This is a genomic window from Sulfitobacter aestuarii (genome assembly GCF_042685005.1).
Classification (GTDB): domain Bacteria; phylum Pseudomonadota; class Alphaproteobacteria; order Rhodobacterales; family Rhodobacteraceae; genus Sulfitobacter; species Sulfitobacter aestuarii.
In genome coordinates this window covers 105827-120052 of record NZ_JBHUMP010000003.1, presented here as the reverse complement: position 1 = coordinate 120052, position 14226 = coordinate 105827, and the positions used below count along the sequence as shown (strand labels likewise).

The 14226-nt window shown below is 66.3% G+C and carries 14 protein-coding genes; 4 read left to right on the top strand and 10 right to left on the bottom strand.

Annotation, left to right across the window (positions count from 1 at the left end):
- Positions 1 to 15: 15 nt before the first annotated feature.
- The 6 genes from ACFSUD_RS05035 to hutI all read right to left on the bottom strand — a co-directional run bounded on the left by ACFSUD_RS05035 (position 16) and on the right by hutI (position 7007).
- Positions 16 to 333, bottom strand: a complete 318-nt coding sequence (locus ACFSUD_RS05035; RefSeq protein ID WP_386372085.1) for a hypothetical protein — start codon at positions 331 to 333, stop codon at positions 16 to 18.
- 205 nt (positions 334 to 538) lie between these two features.
- A complete protein-coding gene (locus ACFSUD_RS05030; RefSeq protein WP_386372083.1) occupies positions 539 to 1534 on the bottom strand; it encodes a BMP family protein in 996 nt (331 codons plus the stop codon).
- A 250-nt stretch (positions 1535 to 1784) separates the two neighbouring features.
- Positions 1785 to 3467 carry a urocanate hydratase gene (hutU, locus tag ACFSUD_RS05025; RefSeq protein ID WP_386372082.1) on the bottom strand — a complete coding sequence of 561 codons (1683 nt, stop codon included), beginning with the start codon at positions 3465 to 3467 and terminating at the stop codon, positions 1785 to 1787.
- On the bottom strand, positions 3464 to 4264 hold the full coding sequence (hutG, locus tag ACFSUD_RS05020; RefSeq protein ID WP_386372080.1) for an N-formylglutamate deformylase: 801 nt from the start codon (positions 4262 to 4264) through the stop codon (positions 3464 to 3466). Before hutG ends, hutU begins: the two co-directional genes overlap by 4 nt.
- Entirely contained in the window at positions 4261 to 5799 is a 1539-nt protein-coding gene (gene hutH / locus ACFSUD_RS05015) for a histidine ammonia-lyase (protein ID WP_386372078.1), read from the bottom strand. Before hutH ends, hutG begins: the two co-directional genes overlap by 4 nt.
- The gene (hutI, locus tag ACFSUD_RS05010; protein WP_386372076.1) at positions 5796 to 7007 is read right to left on the bottom strand and encodes an imidazolonepropionase; all 1212 of its coding nucleotides are present in this window, start codon (positions 7005 to 7007) and stop codon (positions 5796 to 5798) included. The genes hutH and hutI overlap by 4 nt, the downstream gene beginning before the upstream one ends.
- 86 nt (positions 7008 to 7093) lie before the next feature.
- Here hutI and ACFSUD_RS05005 point away from each other — a divergent pair, with 86 nt between their 5' ends.
- Positions 7094 to 8458 carry a formimidoylglutamate deiminase gene (locus ACFSUD_RS05005; protein WP_386372074.1) on the top strand — a complete coding sequence of 455 codons (1365 nt, stop codon included), beginning with the start codon at positions 7094 to 7096 and terminating at the stop codon, positions 8456 to 8458.
- On the opposite strand, the gene ACFSUD_RS05000 is transcribed toward ACFSUD_RS05005, so the two are convergent.
- Together ACFSUD_RS05000 and ACFSUD_RS04995 are read right to left on the bottom strand one after the other, a co-directional pair.
- Positions 8419 to 9003 carry a HutD/Ves family protein gene (locus ACFSUD_RS05000; RefSeq protein WP_386372072.1) on the bottom strand — a complete coding sequence of 195 codons (585 nt, stop codon included), beginning with the start codon at positions 9001 to 9003 and terminating at the stop codon, positions 8419 to 8421. The genes ACFSUD_RS05005 and ACFSUD_RS05000 overlap by 40 nt on opposite strands.
- A 50-nt stretch (positions 9004 to 9053) precedes the next feature.
- Positions 9054 to 9752 carry a FadR/GntR family transcriptional regulator gene (locus tag ACFSUD_RS04995; protein WP_386372071.1) on the bottom strand — a complete coding sequence of 233 codons (699 nt, stop codon included), beginning with the start codon at positions 9750 to 9752 and terminating at the stop codon, positions 9054 to 9056.
- 91 nt (positions 9753 to 9843) lie between these two features.
- Between ACFSUD_RS04995 and ACFSUD_RS04990 the strand changes: the two genes are divergently transcribed.
- From ACFSUD_RS04990 to ACFSUD_RS04980, 3 genes are all read left to right on the top strand, one after another.
- On the top strand, positions 9844 to 10593 hold the full coding sequence (locus tag ACFSUD_RS04990; protein ID WP_386372577.1) for a sulfite exporter TauE/SafE family protein: 750 nt from the start codon (positions 9844 to 9846) through the stop codon (positions 10591 to 10593).
- A gap of 256 nt (positions 10594 to 10849) precedes the next feature.
- Positions 10850 to 11311 carry a hypothetical protein gene (locus ACFSUD_RS04985; protein ID WP_386372069.1) on the top strand — a complete coding sequence of 154 codons (462 nt, stop codon included), beginning with the start codon at positions 10850 to 10852 and terminating at the stop codon, positions 11309 to 11311.
- 229 nt (positions 11312 to 11540) lie between these two features.
- A complete protein-coding gene (locus ACFSUD_RS04980; protein WP_386372067.1) occupies positions 11541 to 11768 on the top strand; it encodes a hypothetical protein in 228 nt (75 codons plus the stop codon).
- A gap of 38 nt (positions 11769 to 11806) precedes the next feature.
- Here ACFSUD_RS04980 and ACFSUD_RS04975 read toward each other — a convergent pair whose 3' ends face one another.
- Complete coding sequence (locus ACFSUD_RS04975; RefSeq protein WP_386372065.1) at positions 11807 to 12940, bottom strand: acyl-CoA dehydrogenase family protein; 1134 nt, start codon at positions 12938 to 12940, stop codon at positions 11807 to 11809.
- A gap of 23 nt (positions 12941 to 12963) precedes the next feature.
- On the bottom strand, positions 12964 to 14145 hold the full coding sequence (locus tag ACFSUD_RS04970) for a CaiB/BaiF CoA transferase family protein (RefSeq protein WP_386372064.1): 1182 nt from the start codon (positions 14143 to 14145) through the stop codon (positions 12964 to 12966).
- Positions 14146 to 14226 lie beyond the last annotated feature (81 nt).

Genomic DNA, 14226 nt, shown 5'->3' with positions numbered 1-14226 from the left:
CGGTCGGAGCCCCTGTCAGAGCAGGTTGTCGTGATGGGTCAGCCGGGCGGGGCCGAAGGGATGGGCCGCGACATCGCGCTCATGCAGCCTGTCCTTGGCCACCTGCAATTTCTGGCGGGCGGCATCGAAACGGCTCAGCGCCGCGGCGCGCCGTTCATAGAGCCTGCGGATCTCGGATCCCGGGTTGCCGATCTGCCAATAGCCGTGACCGGCCACATCGGGCACCATTTCCGCGGCATGTTCCAGCCCCTTGTGCCATTCGGCATCGCTGCGGGCATAGGTCTGGCTGGCATGGAACACCAGCCGACGACGGATTTCCAGTTCAGGGTGCATGGCGCCTCATCTCCGCGAAAGATCTCGGGACATGCTGCAGTTTAGCTGCAGGCGCCCGAGTCGGTCAATATGACAGCGGGCAAGCGCCTGCGCGTTGCCGCAAAGGTGAGGGGCATTTCGCAGCAGGGAGACGCGCGCCGCCGGGGGCGGCGTGCGGTGTTGGCGCGACGCCCGGCAGGACGGCCGGAACCGCGCCGGGCCTGCTTCAGGGCTGCATTTCCGGCCCGTCATACTCGGTGGAGACCTCGATCCCGCCGCCGATGATCTGTTCGCGCAGGGCATCGACCTTCGCGCGCACCTCTTGGGGAACGTCCGACGACAGGCTGAGCGACACGGCATCGGGATTGTCGAGGCCGATCTGCACGATCTGGCCGCCCTGCCATTTGCCTTGCTTCAGATCCCGCGCCGCCTGCAGCCCGGCGATGCTGACATTGGCGATGGCCGAGGCGACGAAGACCTCCGGGTCGTCAGCGGTCCAGTCGCGCACATTGCCGATCTGGCGCGCCCCCTTTTCGCGCATCGCATCGATCGCGCCCGTGCGCCCGGCGTTGAGCATGGTGAAGACGATATCCGCGCCCTTGTCGATCTGCTCGGAGGCGACGCGATAGGAAAGCTCGTTGTCGTCCTGATCGCCGGCAAAGATGGTCAGGAACTCGGCATCCGGATTGGTATGTTGCAAACCGTTGAAGAACCCCCCGCGGCCCTTCAGCCCAGGCGTGACGCGGATGCCGGAGATATGGCCCACCACGCCGCTCTCGGTCAGCAGACCCGCCGCCGCCCCGGCAAGCCAGGCGCTTTCTTCCTGCAACACTTCGTAGCTTGCCAGGTTCGGTCCGGTGACGGCGCCCTGCACGACGGTGAATTTCACCTCGGGAAATTCCGCCGCCACGATCTCGGCCGCAGCGTTGTTCTGCCCGCCATGGGCGATCACCATGTCCGGCCCTTCCGCCGCCAGCTTGCGCAGCGCCACGGCAAGCTGGTCGGGCTCGGGCGCGACGCCGTCGATATAGGAGACCTCGGCGCCGAGCTGCTCCTCGATCGCCATCAGCCCGTTATAGCCCGCTTCCATGAAACCCTTGTCGTCGATCTGCCCGGCCAGCAGCATGGAGACCCGCAGCGGGTCGTCGGCGGCTGCGGCAAATGTCGGGGCGAAAGCCAGCGTTGCCAGCGTGGCCTTCATGATCCAGCGTCTCGTGGTCATAATTCATATCCCTTCCCTGATTGACCTTGGGTAAGGGTAACCGCATGGGCGGCGGGCAGAACTGCGATAGGATTTGAAACAGCTTCAAATTTGCCAAGAAGACTTTGGCGCAGGCGGCTCGGGACACGCAATGCATTTTGCGCGCTCCGGTCGGGGAATTTGAGTATTTGCGAAAGGGTGAAGGGGGCCGGTGCTTGTCTTTGCGCCGACGGGGGAAGGGGGGCCGGGCAGGCCGGTCCCCCTTGCCTTGTCAGTCGAGGATGCCGGGCAGGTCGAGGCCGTTTTCCCGGGCGCAATCCTTGGCGATGTCATAGCCCGCATCGGCGTGGCGCATCACGCCGGTGGCCGGGTCGTTCCAGAGCACCCGCGCGATGCGGCGGTCGGCGTCTTCGCTGCCGTCACAGCAGATCACCATGCCGGAATGCTGCGAGAAGCCCATGCCGACGCCGCCGCCGTGATGCAGCGACACCCATGTGGCGCCCGAGGCGGTGTTGAGCAGCGCGTTGAGCAGCGGCCAGTCGGAGACCGCGTCGGAACCGTCCATCATCGCTTCGGTCTCGCGGTTCGGCGAGGCGACGGAGCCGGAATCGAGGTGGTCGCGGCCGATCACGATCGGGGCTTTCAGCTCACCGTTGCGTACCATCTCGTTGAACGCGAGGCCGAGCTTGTGGCGCACGCCGAGGCCGACCCAGCAGATCCGCGCCGGCAGGCCCTGGAAGGAGATCCGCTCGCGGGCCATGTCGAGCCAATTGTGCAGATGCGCGTCCTCGGAGAGGATCTCCTTCACCTTGGCGTCGGTCTTGTAGATATCCTCCGGATCACCCGAAAGTGCCGCCCAGCGGAACGGGCCGATGCCGCGGCAGAACAGCGGGCGGATATAGGCCGGGACGAAGCCGGGGAAGGCGAAGGCATTGTCGAGCCCTTCCTCCAGCGCCACCTGGCGGATGTTGTTGCCGTAATCCACGGTCGGCACGCCCGCTTCGTGGAAATCGACCATCGCGGCGACATGGGTGCGCATCGAGGCGCGGGCGGCTTTCTCGACCGATTTCGGATCGCTCTCGCGCTTTTCCTTCCACTGCGCCATGGTCCAGCCCTGCGGCAGGTAGCCGTTGATCGGGTCATGGGCGGAGGTCTGGTCGGTGACGATATCGGGGCGGATGCCGCCGTCGTTCATGCGCTTGACCAGTTCGGGGAAGACATCGGCGGCATTCCCGAGGAGCGCGACGGATTTCGCCTCACCGGCGGCGGTCCAGCGTTCGATCATCTCGAGGGCCTCGTCCAGCGTCTCGGCCTTTTCATCGACGTATTTGGTGCGCAGGCGGAAGTCGATGCTGTCGGGGTTGCATTCGACCGCGAGGCAGCAGGCACCCGCCATCACCGCCGCGAGGGGCTGGGCACCGCCCATGCCGCCAAGACCGCCGGTGAGGATCCATTTGCCCTTGAGGTCGCCGTCGTAATGCTGGCGGCCCGCTTCGACGAAGGTCTCGTAGGTGCCCTGCACGATGCCCTGGCTGCCGATGTAGATCCAGGAGCCCGCGGTCATCTGGCCATACATGGCCAGGCCCTTCTTATCGAGCTCGTTGAAATGGTCCCAATTGGCCCAATGCGGCACCAGGTTGGAATTGGCGATCAGCACGCGCGGCGCATCCTTGTGAGTCTGGAACACGCCGACGGGCTTGCCCGATTGCACCAGCAGGGTCTGGTCTTCCTCAAGCTCTTTCAGGCTCTCGACGATCTTGTCGAAATCCTTCCAGGTCCGCGCGGCGCGGCCGATGCCGCCATAGACCACCAGCTCATGCGGGTTTTCGGCCACGTCGGGGTGCAGGTTGTTCATCAGCATGCGCATCGGCGCTTCGGTCAGCCAGCTCTTCGCGGTGATCTCTGTACCGGTCGCGGGGAAGATGTCGCGGGTGTTCTTGCGGGGATCGCTCATGATGTGCCTTTCAGCTGCGGGGCCAGATCGGCCAGTTGGGTCAGGATTTCGGAGAGGTGGGGGCGCAGGCGTGCGGCCTTGCCGGTGTCGTAGCTCCAGGGCGCCGCCTCGGCGCTCAGGTAGGTGGATTGGGCCAGTTCCATCTGGATGGCGTGGATGCCGGTCTGCGGCTGGCCGTAGTGCCGGGTGGTCCAACCACCCTTGAAGCGACCGTTGAGCACGTGGGTATAGCCTTCCGCCTCGGCGCAGATCTGCTGCGTCACCGTTTCGATGCGCGGATCGCAGGTGGTGCCGAGGTTGGTGCCGATGCTGAAATCGGGCAGGACGCCGTCAAACAGAAACGCGATCTCGCTGCGGATCGAGTGGCAATCATAGAGGATCGCCACGCCGTGAATATCGCGCACCCGCTCAAGCTCGGCCTGCAGCGCCGCGTGATAGGGGGCGTGGAACGCCAGCCGCCGGGCTTCGATCTCGTCGGCGTCGGGCGCGTCGTCCCAGATCTCTTCACCGTCGAAATCTGTCAGCGGCACGAGGCCGGTGGTGTTCTGCCCCGGATAGAGGCTGACGCCCGAAGGGTCGCGGTTGGCATCCACCACGTAGCGGTGAAACGTGGCGCGCACGCTGGTGGCACCGGGCAGCAACCCCTCATAGAGCCGGTGGATATGCCAGTCGGTGTCATCGAGTCCCTTGCCGCGGGTGTTGAGCTTTGCGGCGATATCCTCCGGTACATGGGTGCCGGTATGGGGCAGGCCGAGCACGATGGGGCTGTCCCCGCGGTTGATCTCTACCGGGTTCATGCGCAGAGCTCCGGCATGGCAACGCCCGCCGCGGTGACCATGGCACCGCTCTCGATCAGCTTTGCCGCTGTCTCGAGATCGGGAGCGAGGTAGCGGTCATCGCCGAGGGTCTCGACGCTGTCGCGCAGTTCACCCATCACGCGGCTCAGCGGTTCGGAAGTAGTCAGCGGGGCGCGGAAATCGATACCCTGCGCGGCGCAGAGCAGTTCGACGCCGAGGATGCGGTTGAGGTTCTCGATCATCCGGCCCAGACGCACGGCGCCATGGGCGGCCATGCTGACGTGGTCTTCCTGGTTGGCCGAGGTCGGGGTGCTGTCGGTAACGCAGGGGTTGGCGAGATGCTTGTTCTCGCTCATCAGCGCCGCGGTGGTCACTTCGGCGATCATGTAGCCCGAATTGAGCCCCGGGTTCGGGGTCAGGAAGGGCGGCAGGTCATGGCTCAGCACCGGGTCCACGATCAGCGCGATGCGGCGCTGCGCGATGGCGCCGATCTCGGCGGCGGCCAGCGCGATCATGTCGGCGGCAAAGCCGACCGGCTCGGCGTGGAAATTGCCGCCCGAGACGATCAGGTCGGCACCGACCAGCACCAGCGGGTTGTCGGTGGCGGCATTGGCCTCGATCTCGAGCGTGCGGGCAGCCTGGCGCAGCACGTCCATCGCGGCGCCGGTGACCTGCGGCTGGCAGCGGATGCAATAGGGGTCCTGCACGCGCGCGTCATCTTCGCGATGGCTTTCGCGGATCTGCGACCCGTCGAGCAGGGCGCGCATGGTGGCGGCGGCGTCGATCTGCCCGGCATGGCCGCGCAGAGCATGAATCTCCGGTTGCAGCGGTGCGGTAGAGCCCATGATCGCGTCGGTGGAGAGGGCCGAGGTGACCAGCGCGTTCTGCATTGCGCGCCAGGTGCCGAACAGGCCGGACAGGGCGAAGGCGGTGGAGAATTGGGTGCCGTTGATCAGCGCCAGACCTTCCTTGGCGCCCAGCACCACCGGGGTCAGACCGGCGCGCTTCAGGGCCTCGGCGCCGGGCAGCACCTCGCCTTCGAACTCAGCCTCGGCATGGCCCATCATCACCGCGGCCATATGCGCCAGCGGCGCCAGATCGCCCGAGGCGCCGACGGAACCCTGCACCGGGATCAGCGGGGTCACGCCTCTTTCGAGCATTCCTTCGATCAGCGCCACCAGCTCAAGCCGCACGCCGGAGGCGCCGCGCCCGAGGCTGAGCAGCTTCAGCGCCATCATCAGCCGGGCATGGCGCCGCGCGATCGGGGCGCCGACGCCGCAGCAATGGGACAGGATCAGGTTGCGCTGCAGCGTCGCGGTATCCTTGGCCTCGATCTTGACCGAGGCAAGCTTGCCAAAGCCCGTGTTGACGCCATAAACGGCGGCATTGCCATTGGCTGCGGCATCAATCCGCGCCTGGGCTTCCTCGATCGCACCGTGACAGGAGGGATCGAGCTTGACGGCGGCATCGTCCCAGTAAATCCGCGCCAGATCGGCAAGGGTGACGGCACCGGGGGTCAGGGTAAGTACGCTCATGTCGATGCTCCGAAGATACGTTTGTGCAGGGGGTTGAAGCCGATGCGGTAGGCCAGCTCGGCAGGGTGTTTGACGTCCCAGACCGCCAGATCGGCGACCTGCCCGGGGGCGATCCTGCCCTGATCCGTCAGGCCGAGGGCACGGGCCGCGTGCTGGGTGACGCCGCGCAATGCCTCTTCCGGGGTCATGCGGAACAGGGTGCAGCCCATGTTCATGGTCAGCAGCAGCGAAGTCAGCGGCGAGGAACCGGGGTTCACGTCAGTGGCCAGCGCCATCGGCACGCCGTGTTCGCGCAGCGCCGCGATCGGCGGCGCCTGAGTTTCGCGCAGGGTATAGAAAGCGCCGGGCAGGATCACCGCGACGGTACCGGCCGCGGCCATCGCCTCGACCCCCGGCTCGTCGAGATATTCGATGTGATCGGCCGACAACGCACCATAGCTCGCCGCCAGCTTGGCCCCACCGAGGTTGGAGAGCTGTTCGGCGTGAAGTTTTACCGGCAGGCCGAGTTCCTTGGCCACGTAAAAGACACGCGCGATCTGAGCGGTCGAGAAGGCGATGCCCTCGCAGAACCCGTCCACCGCATCGACAAGCCCCTCCGCATGGGCGGCCCGCAGGGCGGGGATGCAGACCTGGTCGATATAGGCGTCATCGCGGTCCTTGTATTCCGCCGGGGTGGCATGGGCGCCGAGGAAGCTGGTGCGCACGCGGATCGGGCGCACTTCGCCGATGCGCCGCGCCACCCGCAGCATCCGCAATTCGGTTTCCACGTCGAGCCCATAGCCCGATTTGATCTCCAACGTGGTGACGCCTTCGGCAATCAGCACATCGACGCGCTTGAGTGCATCTTCCAGCAGCTCGGCCTCGTCGGCCTGACGGGTCGCGGTGACGGTGGAGACGATGCCGCCCCCGGCGCGCGCCACCTCTTCATAGCTCGCCCCGTTGAGTCGCATCTCGAATTCTACCGCCCGGTCACCACCATGCACGATATGGGAGTGACAATCGATCAGCCCCGGCGTGACCAGTCGTCCGCCGAGCGCGGTTTTCTCGAAGCCCCGGTATTCTTCCGGCAGCTCCGCCGCCGCGCCGACCCAGGCGATCCGCCCGTCGCGCAGGGCAATCGCGGCATCCTCGATCATCCCGTAGGGCACGTTCCCGTCGGCCAGCGTGGCAGCGCGCAGATCGGTGAGCAATTCTTCGGTTTTCGCCATTTCGATGCACCTTTCCCAAGATTCGTCTTTCTTCTAAATTGGTTTCATGAAATATGTCTAGACATAAAAACGTTAAGCATGGGAATTTGTCGGTGATTCACGCCAAACACGCTTTGCTCGCCTCCGGCTGGGCTCAGGACGTCCGCCTGTCCGTCAGGGACGGCGCGATCGAGAAAATCGAAACCAATCAGGCCGCAGACGCTCAGGACACCCGCGTCGATACGCTGCTGCCCGCGCTCGGGAACCTGCACAGCCATGCCTTCCAGCGCGCGATGGCCGGGATGACCGAAGTGCGCAAGGCCGGGCGCGATTCGTTCTGGACCTGGCGCGAACTGATGTATCGCTTCATGGACCAGCTGACGCCCGAGCAGATCGAGGCGATCGCGGCGCTGGTCTTCATGGAGATGCAGGAGGCGGGCTATGCCGCGGTGGGCGAATTCCACTATGTGCATCACCAGAAGGGCGGCGCGGCCTATGACAACCTCGCCGAATTGTCAGAGCGCATCTTCGCCGCCGCCGCAGGCACCGGTATCGGCCTGACCCATCTGCCGGTGCTCTATACCTATGGCGGCGCGGGCAAGCTGGCGCTGAACGAGGGCCAGCTGCGCTTTGGCAATGACGTGGCGCGCTTCGCTCGACTGGTGGAGACGGCGCGCGCCGGGTTGCAGGACCTGCCCGGCGATGCGCGGGTCGGGATCGCGCCGCATTCGCTGCGCGCAACGTCGCCGGAGGATCTGCAGACGGCCCTGGCGCAGCACGGGGGCGGGCCGGTGCATATCCATATCTCCGAACAGCCCAAGGAGGTGCAGGACATCGAGGCCTGGCTGGGCGCGCGTCCGGTTGACTGGCTGCTTGCCAATGCCGAGGTGAACCGCGACTGGTGCCTGATCCACGCGACCCACATGACCGATGATGAAACCCGCGCCATGGCCGCCACCGGTGCGGTTGCGGGGCTCTGCCCGATTACCGAGGCAAACCTCGGCGACGGGCCGTTCAACGGGCCGTGCTATCTGGAGGCGGGCGGCGCCTTTGGGGTCGGCTCGGACAGCAACATCAACATCTCGCTGACCGAAGAGCTGCGCACGCTGGAATATTCGCAACGTCTGCGCGATCTGGCGCGCAATGTGCTGGTCGTCAGTGAGGGCTCGGTGGGCGAGACGCTCTACAAGGGTGCGGCGCAGGGCGGTGCGCAGGCACTTGGCCGCAATGCGGGCGAGATTGCCGAAGGCAGGCTTGCCGATCTCGTGGCGATCGACAGCAATGATCCGGCCCTATGTGCGCTGTCGCGCGCGCAGATCCTCGACGGGCTGGTCTTTGCCGCCAAGGATCACGTTGTGACGGATCTGTGGTCCGCCGGGCGTCACGCGGTGAAGGATGGCCGTCACGTCGAGCGTGAGCGGATCACCACCGCCTATCGCGGCGCCATCGCAGAATTGCTTGCCTCGGTCTGACCGCGCCGCTGCAGCGCAATGCGCAACATGATATCGCCCTGATCCAGCCTGGCCTGGGTCGGGGCATCTTCGAGGATTGCCGTGTCCCCTTTGCCAAGGGTCTCGCCACCGGGCAACCCCACCTGTCCGGCGATGCAATGCAGGACCAGCAGATCGGCACCGGCACTTTCTCTCTCGCCCGGTCCGTGAAGCACCGTCACCTCGCCCTGCCAGCCTTGCGTGTCATACATCAGGTTGAAATCGCGCAGTGGCCCCGCGGTGAGCCGTGCATTGACCGGCGTGGCCCCGTCAAAGGTCACCGGCTGCGCATAATCCGCGGCCAGAGCGCCCTCGGGCGTTTCGAGCACCATGCCGGTGCCCTCGATCACGGTCAGCACGCGGGTCAGCCCGGCAAACTCCGAGAACGGCCCCTCGACGCTCACATCGGCCATGCTGAGCCGCCAGGACACCCGATCGCCCTGCATGTCCGCTGCAATATTGCGGGTGATGCCGCCGCCGTTCTTCCACGGTATCTCGACGAGCTCCGACATTCTGATGATGCGCAAGTGATTTCTCCAGATTGATTATGTCTGCACTAAACCGATTGCGCGCCCTTTTAAAGACCTTCGCACGCCGCTGGCGCACCGACGCCCATGGCGCGCGCGATGGCCTGGAGGTGATCTCGCATCCGCGCCGCTGCGGCCTCCGGCGCATGCGCTGCAATGGCCGCGACGATCTCGGCGTGCTGATCGCTGTGGAGGGTCTGGAACTCGTCCACCGCGAGACGGCGATAGGCCTGATCCCATTGCCGCTGCCAGGCCATGCGCCGCCGTGCGCCGGAAAGGTATTCCATCACGCCGATCATCACCGGATTGCCGCCGACCTGGGCAATGGCGCGGTGAAAGGCGTCGTCGGCCTGTTCGCAGGCCCGGCGATCCCCGGCGCGCCGTCCTGCCTCGACCTTGGTCTGCAGATAGCGCAGATCCTCCGTCCCGGCATTGCGCGCCGCCAATGCCGCGATCGACGGCTCGAAAGACAGCCGCGCCTGCATGAGATCGCCCGGCGTCGCGCCCTCGATGCGCAGCGCCTCGCGCAGCGGCAGATGACGCGGGCGCGGACCGCGGAAGGTGCCTTGCCCGACATGCCGCCATATCTCGCCCGCCTGCTCCAGCCGGTCGAGCGCGGCACGCAGGGTGGCGCGGCTGCAGCCGATCTCGCGGGCCAGCGTCCGTTCGGGCGGCAGGCGGTCCGAGAGGGCGGGGGCCAGCCGGGGCAGGGCGTCGTTCAGACGGCAATGGGCCTCGTCGATCTTCATCCGGACACAGCTTTCATATTCAGACCAATTTGCAGACCAATCAGCCCTGATGCAACAGGGCGCAAGCCTATCTTTGAGGAGGTCGATCGTGATCTGGGAAATCTTGCTGCTCTGCACCGCCGGTTTTGCCGCCGGAGCGCTCAACGCGGTGGCCGGGGGCGGCACCTTCCTGTCGCTGCCCGCGCTGATCTATGTCGGTGTGCCGCCGGTCGCGGCCAATGCGACGGCAACGCTGAGCGCGCTGCCCGGCTATGTCGGCAGCGGTTGGGCCTTCCGCCATGACCTGCGCGCCGAGGGACGGCTGGGCCTGCGCGCGGTCATGCAGATGGCGGCCCTCGGCAGTCTCGCCGGGGCCGGGCTGCTGCTCGTCACCTCCGACACGGTGTTCAGCGGACTGGTGCCCTGGCTGCTGGTCCTGGCCACGGCGCTCTTTGCACTTGGCCCGGCGTTCATCGCGATGATCCGCAAGAAGGGGCTGCCCGATGCCGGACCCTTGCTCTCGGCGCTGGTGATCCTCGCGGTGTCGATCTACGGCGGCTATTTCAACGGCGGGCTCGGGATCATGCTGCTCGCCGCTTTCGGGCTGCTCGGCTATGTCGATCTGCACAACATGAACGGGTTGAAAAACGTTCTCTCGGCGCTGCTGTCGCTGGTCTCGGCGGTGACTTTCGTGGTGGCCGGGCTGATCGCCTGGCAGGCGGCGCTGCCGCTGGCGCTGGCCTCTGCCCTGGGCGGTTTCATCGGCGCGCATTACAGCCGCAGGATCACCAACACCTATTATTTGCGGCTCTTCGTGATCGCCGTCGGCGCGGTGATGAGCGTGCTCTTCTTCCTGACCTGAGCGCCGCTGCGAACAATTGCCGGAAAACGTGTCGCAATGGCGACATTGGGCCGCATGCGCACCCCGCGCGATTGACTCTCCGAAGGGGGGTTCCTAGCTTCAGGTCATGTTGAACCGGATAGACAGCACGCGATATCTCCTCCTGAACCGCCGTTGACCCCGGGCGGTGCAGCGCAGCGGCGTTGGCACCTCCCCCGGGGCTCTTCCTCACTTCCCTGAAATGAGCAAATGGCGCGTGACGCGCCCGGAGAGACAAATGGCCAGCCTGCAGAATTCCACCGATCCGACCCTCCTTACCATGCCCCGCCCAGTTCCGACGCATAAGCAAAGCGCACGCATATCGCTGAGCGCCGCCGACCGGCGCCTGATCACCGCGCAGCTCGAGCGGCTCGAGAATTCGGTCATCAGCAGCGAGCTGCTGCTTGCCCATCTGCTCGCCCGCAAGCTGGCACAGGCCGAGATCCTGCCGGGGGCGGTGCCTGACGATCTAGTCACGACGGGGCGCCGGGTCACCTATATGCTCGCCGGGAGCGGGGCGCGCAGCGGCGTGCTGGGCGCCGGGCCCTGCAGCGCCGCCGACATCCCGCTTGCCTCGCTGCTCGGCGCGACGCTGATCGGTATGCGCCCCCTGCAGCGCGCGCCGCTGCTGCGGGCGGATGGCGACGTGATCACCATGGTGGTTCTCAAGGTCGAGGAAGCGGCGGCAATCCGCCGCTAGGTCCTGCGCGAGACGCGTCGGGAGTGAATTGCAACGTCGATGGTCGCGGGGAATTCCGGGAACCGTCGGCGCAATGATGGAGGTCTATCCATGACAGAAACGAGATCGGGTCTGCGCGAGGCCCATGTGCCGCCCGGCCGGAGCTCGATCAGGCGCTGAAACGCCGCCGCTCCGTCCGGGTCACGCGCATAAGCGCCCTCAACCTGTCTGACCTATCCGGAGTGTTCCCATGAACGTCGCCCTGCGTCCCAACATCTGTTCGTCCTGCCGGTCCCGCCTGCCGCGCGCCGCCGCGCTGCGTTGCCCGCATTGCCGCAGCGCCATCCAGCGCGTCACCCCGGCGATCCGGGTGACCTGCCGCCGCTGCTACGAGCCGATCCCGGCCAGCGCGGCGCTGAAATGCCCGTCCTGCCGCAGCCTGCGTCCCTCGGTTTTCGAAGCGCGCAGGATCGCCTGAGCACAGCGGGCGCCGACATGGCGCCCGCCCGTTTCGTCTCAGCGCATCGCCTGGCGCGCGATGATGCTGCGCTGGATCTCCGAGGAGCCTTCGTAGATCCGCATGATCCGGGCATCGCGCGCGTAGCGTTCCAGCGGCAATTCACGGGTGAAGCCATAGCCGCCATGGATCTGCAGCGCCCGGTCGGTGACGAAGGCCGCTGTCTCAGAGGCATGCAGCTTGGCCAGCGAGGCCTCGAGCGTATAGCGTTCCCCGGCCATGCGGTTGGCCAGCGCCTGCATGGTCAGCCCCCAGCTTGCCTCGAGCCGGAGCTTCATGTCGGCCAGCATGAATTGCAGACCCTGAAAATCCCCGATCGGATGACCGCCGACCTGCCGCGCGCCCATATGTTCGGCGGCGGCGGCAAAGGCTGCCTCGCTGAGACCGAGGCAGGTGCCCGCGACATCCAGACGGCTGTTGTCGAGCACCTTCATCGCGGTCTTGAAGCCGGTGCCTTCTTCCCCGAGCCGACTGTCCAGCGGCACCCAGACATCGAGCGTCACCGCAAAGGCATGAGCGGCGCGGATCCCCATCAGCTTCTCGGGCTTGTCCACCGTTACGCCGCCCTGTTTCGTCTCGACCACGAAGGCGGAAATGCCCCGGTGCCCGGCGTCCGGATCGGTCTTGGCATAGACCACGAGGAAATCCGCTTCCCCGGCGTTGGAGATGAATTGCTTGGCCCCGGTGATCCGGTAGCCCTCGCCCTCGCGCACCGCTTTGGTGGTGATGTCGGCCGGGTTGGAGCCGCCGCGCGGCTCGGTCAGGGCGAAACCGCCGAGGGTCCTGCCCGCCGCCGCATCGGGCAGCCAGCGCGCGCGCTGCGCGTCATCGCCGCCGATCAGGATTGAATCGGTTGCCAGATATTGCGCGCCGATCATCGAGGCGGTCGAGGCGCAATGCTTGGCGATCTCGACCAGCGACAGGATCATCGCCACCGGGCTCACCCCGGGGCCGCCCCAGGCCTCGGGAAGGTTCATGCCCATCACTCCGAGCTCGGCCAGGCCGGGCAGGTGGCAGGTGCAGCTCGCCTCGCTCTCGTCCAGCTCGGCGGCCTTCGGGCCGAGCTGTTCGGGGGCGAAACGCGCCACCATGTCGGCGACGGCGATGTCTTCTTCGGTTGTTCCAAGACGCATGATCTGTCCTTCCTGTCTCTGGTTCAGCCGAGGGCGCCAAGGGCGCGCAGCTCGGCAATCTTTTCGGCGGAATGGCCGAGCAATCGGGTCAGTACGTCGCCGGTATGCTCGCCGAGCTTCGGCGCACGGCGCGGCGCGGGTTGTTCTTCACCGGAGAACAGAACCGGCTGCACCGGCAATGAGGATACCGGCGCGTCCGGGCTCGGCATCAGCACCCGGCGGGCGGCGGCGTGCTCGCTGTTGAGCGCATCGGCGATGCTGCTGATCGGCGCGACCGGCACATGGGCGGCGGCGATCTTCTCGATCGCCTGTTCGGCGGACATGTTGCTGGCCCAGGCCTCGATCTCGGCGCGCAGGGCGGGTTCATTGGTCGAGCGGGCCTCGTCGCTGGCAAAGCGCGGATCATCCGCAAGGGCAGGGCGCTCGATGGCCTCGGCGAAGGCGGCGAAGAGCTTGGAATTGAGCACTGCCACCGCGAAATATCCCTCGCCTGCCTCATAGACGCCGAAGGGCGCCGACAGCGGATGCCGGTTGCCGACACGCTTGGCCGGTTCGCCAGTGAACAGGAAGCGCGAGACGGAGGTCGCAAGGAAGGATAGCGTCGCGTTGAACATCGCCACATCCAGATGCTGCCCCTTGCCGCCGCGCTCCCGGCCCAGAAGCGCCGCCAGCGTGCCCCAGGATGCAAAGATGCCCGCCACCATGTCCGACACCGCCTCGCCCACCAGCGTCGGTGCGCCATCGGGTTCGCCGGTGGCCTCCATCAGTCCGCTCATCGCCTGCAGGATGATGTCATAGGCCGGGCGATCCGCCAGCGGTCCGCTTTGCCCGAAACCGGAGATCGAGACATAGATCAGTTGCTCATTGCGCGCCGACAGGGTCTGATAACCGATGCCGAGCCGCTCGGCGACGCCGGGACGGAAATTCTCCAGCACCACATCGGCCCCCGCCGCCAGCTCCTGCGCCAGCGCGCGGCCCTCGTCGGTCTTAAGGTCGAGCACGACGCTCTGCTTGGAACGGTTCATCACGTTGAACAATGCGGATTCACCGTCCTTCATCGGGCCGATGGCGCGGTAATCGTCGCCCTGGGGCGGCTCCACCTTGATCACCTCGGCACCGAGATCGGCCAGCAGCGCGCTGCAGAACGGTCCGGCGAGGACGCGGGTGAAATCGATCACGCGGATTCCGGTGAGGCTCTGGGTCATGGGCTTTCCTTGCTGCTCGTGACAGAATGTGATGGCGTTTCCCGAGGCATAGCCGCCGATGGCCGCGCGCGACAAATGCCG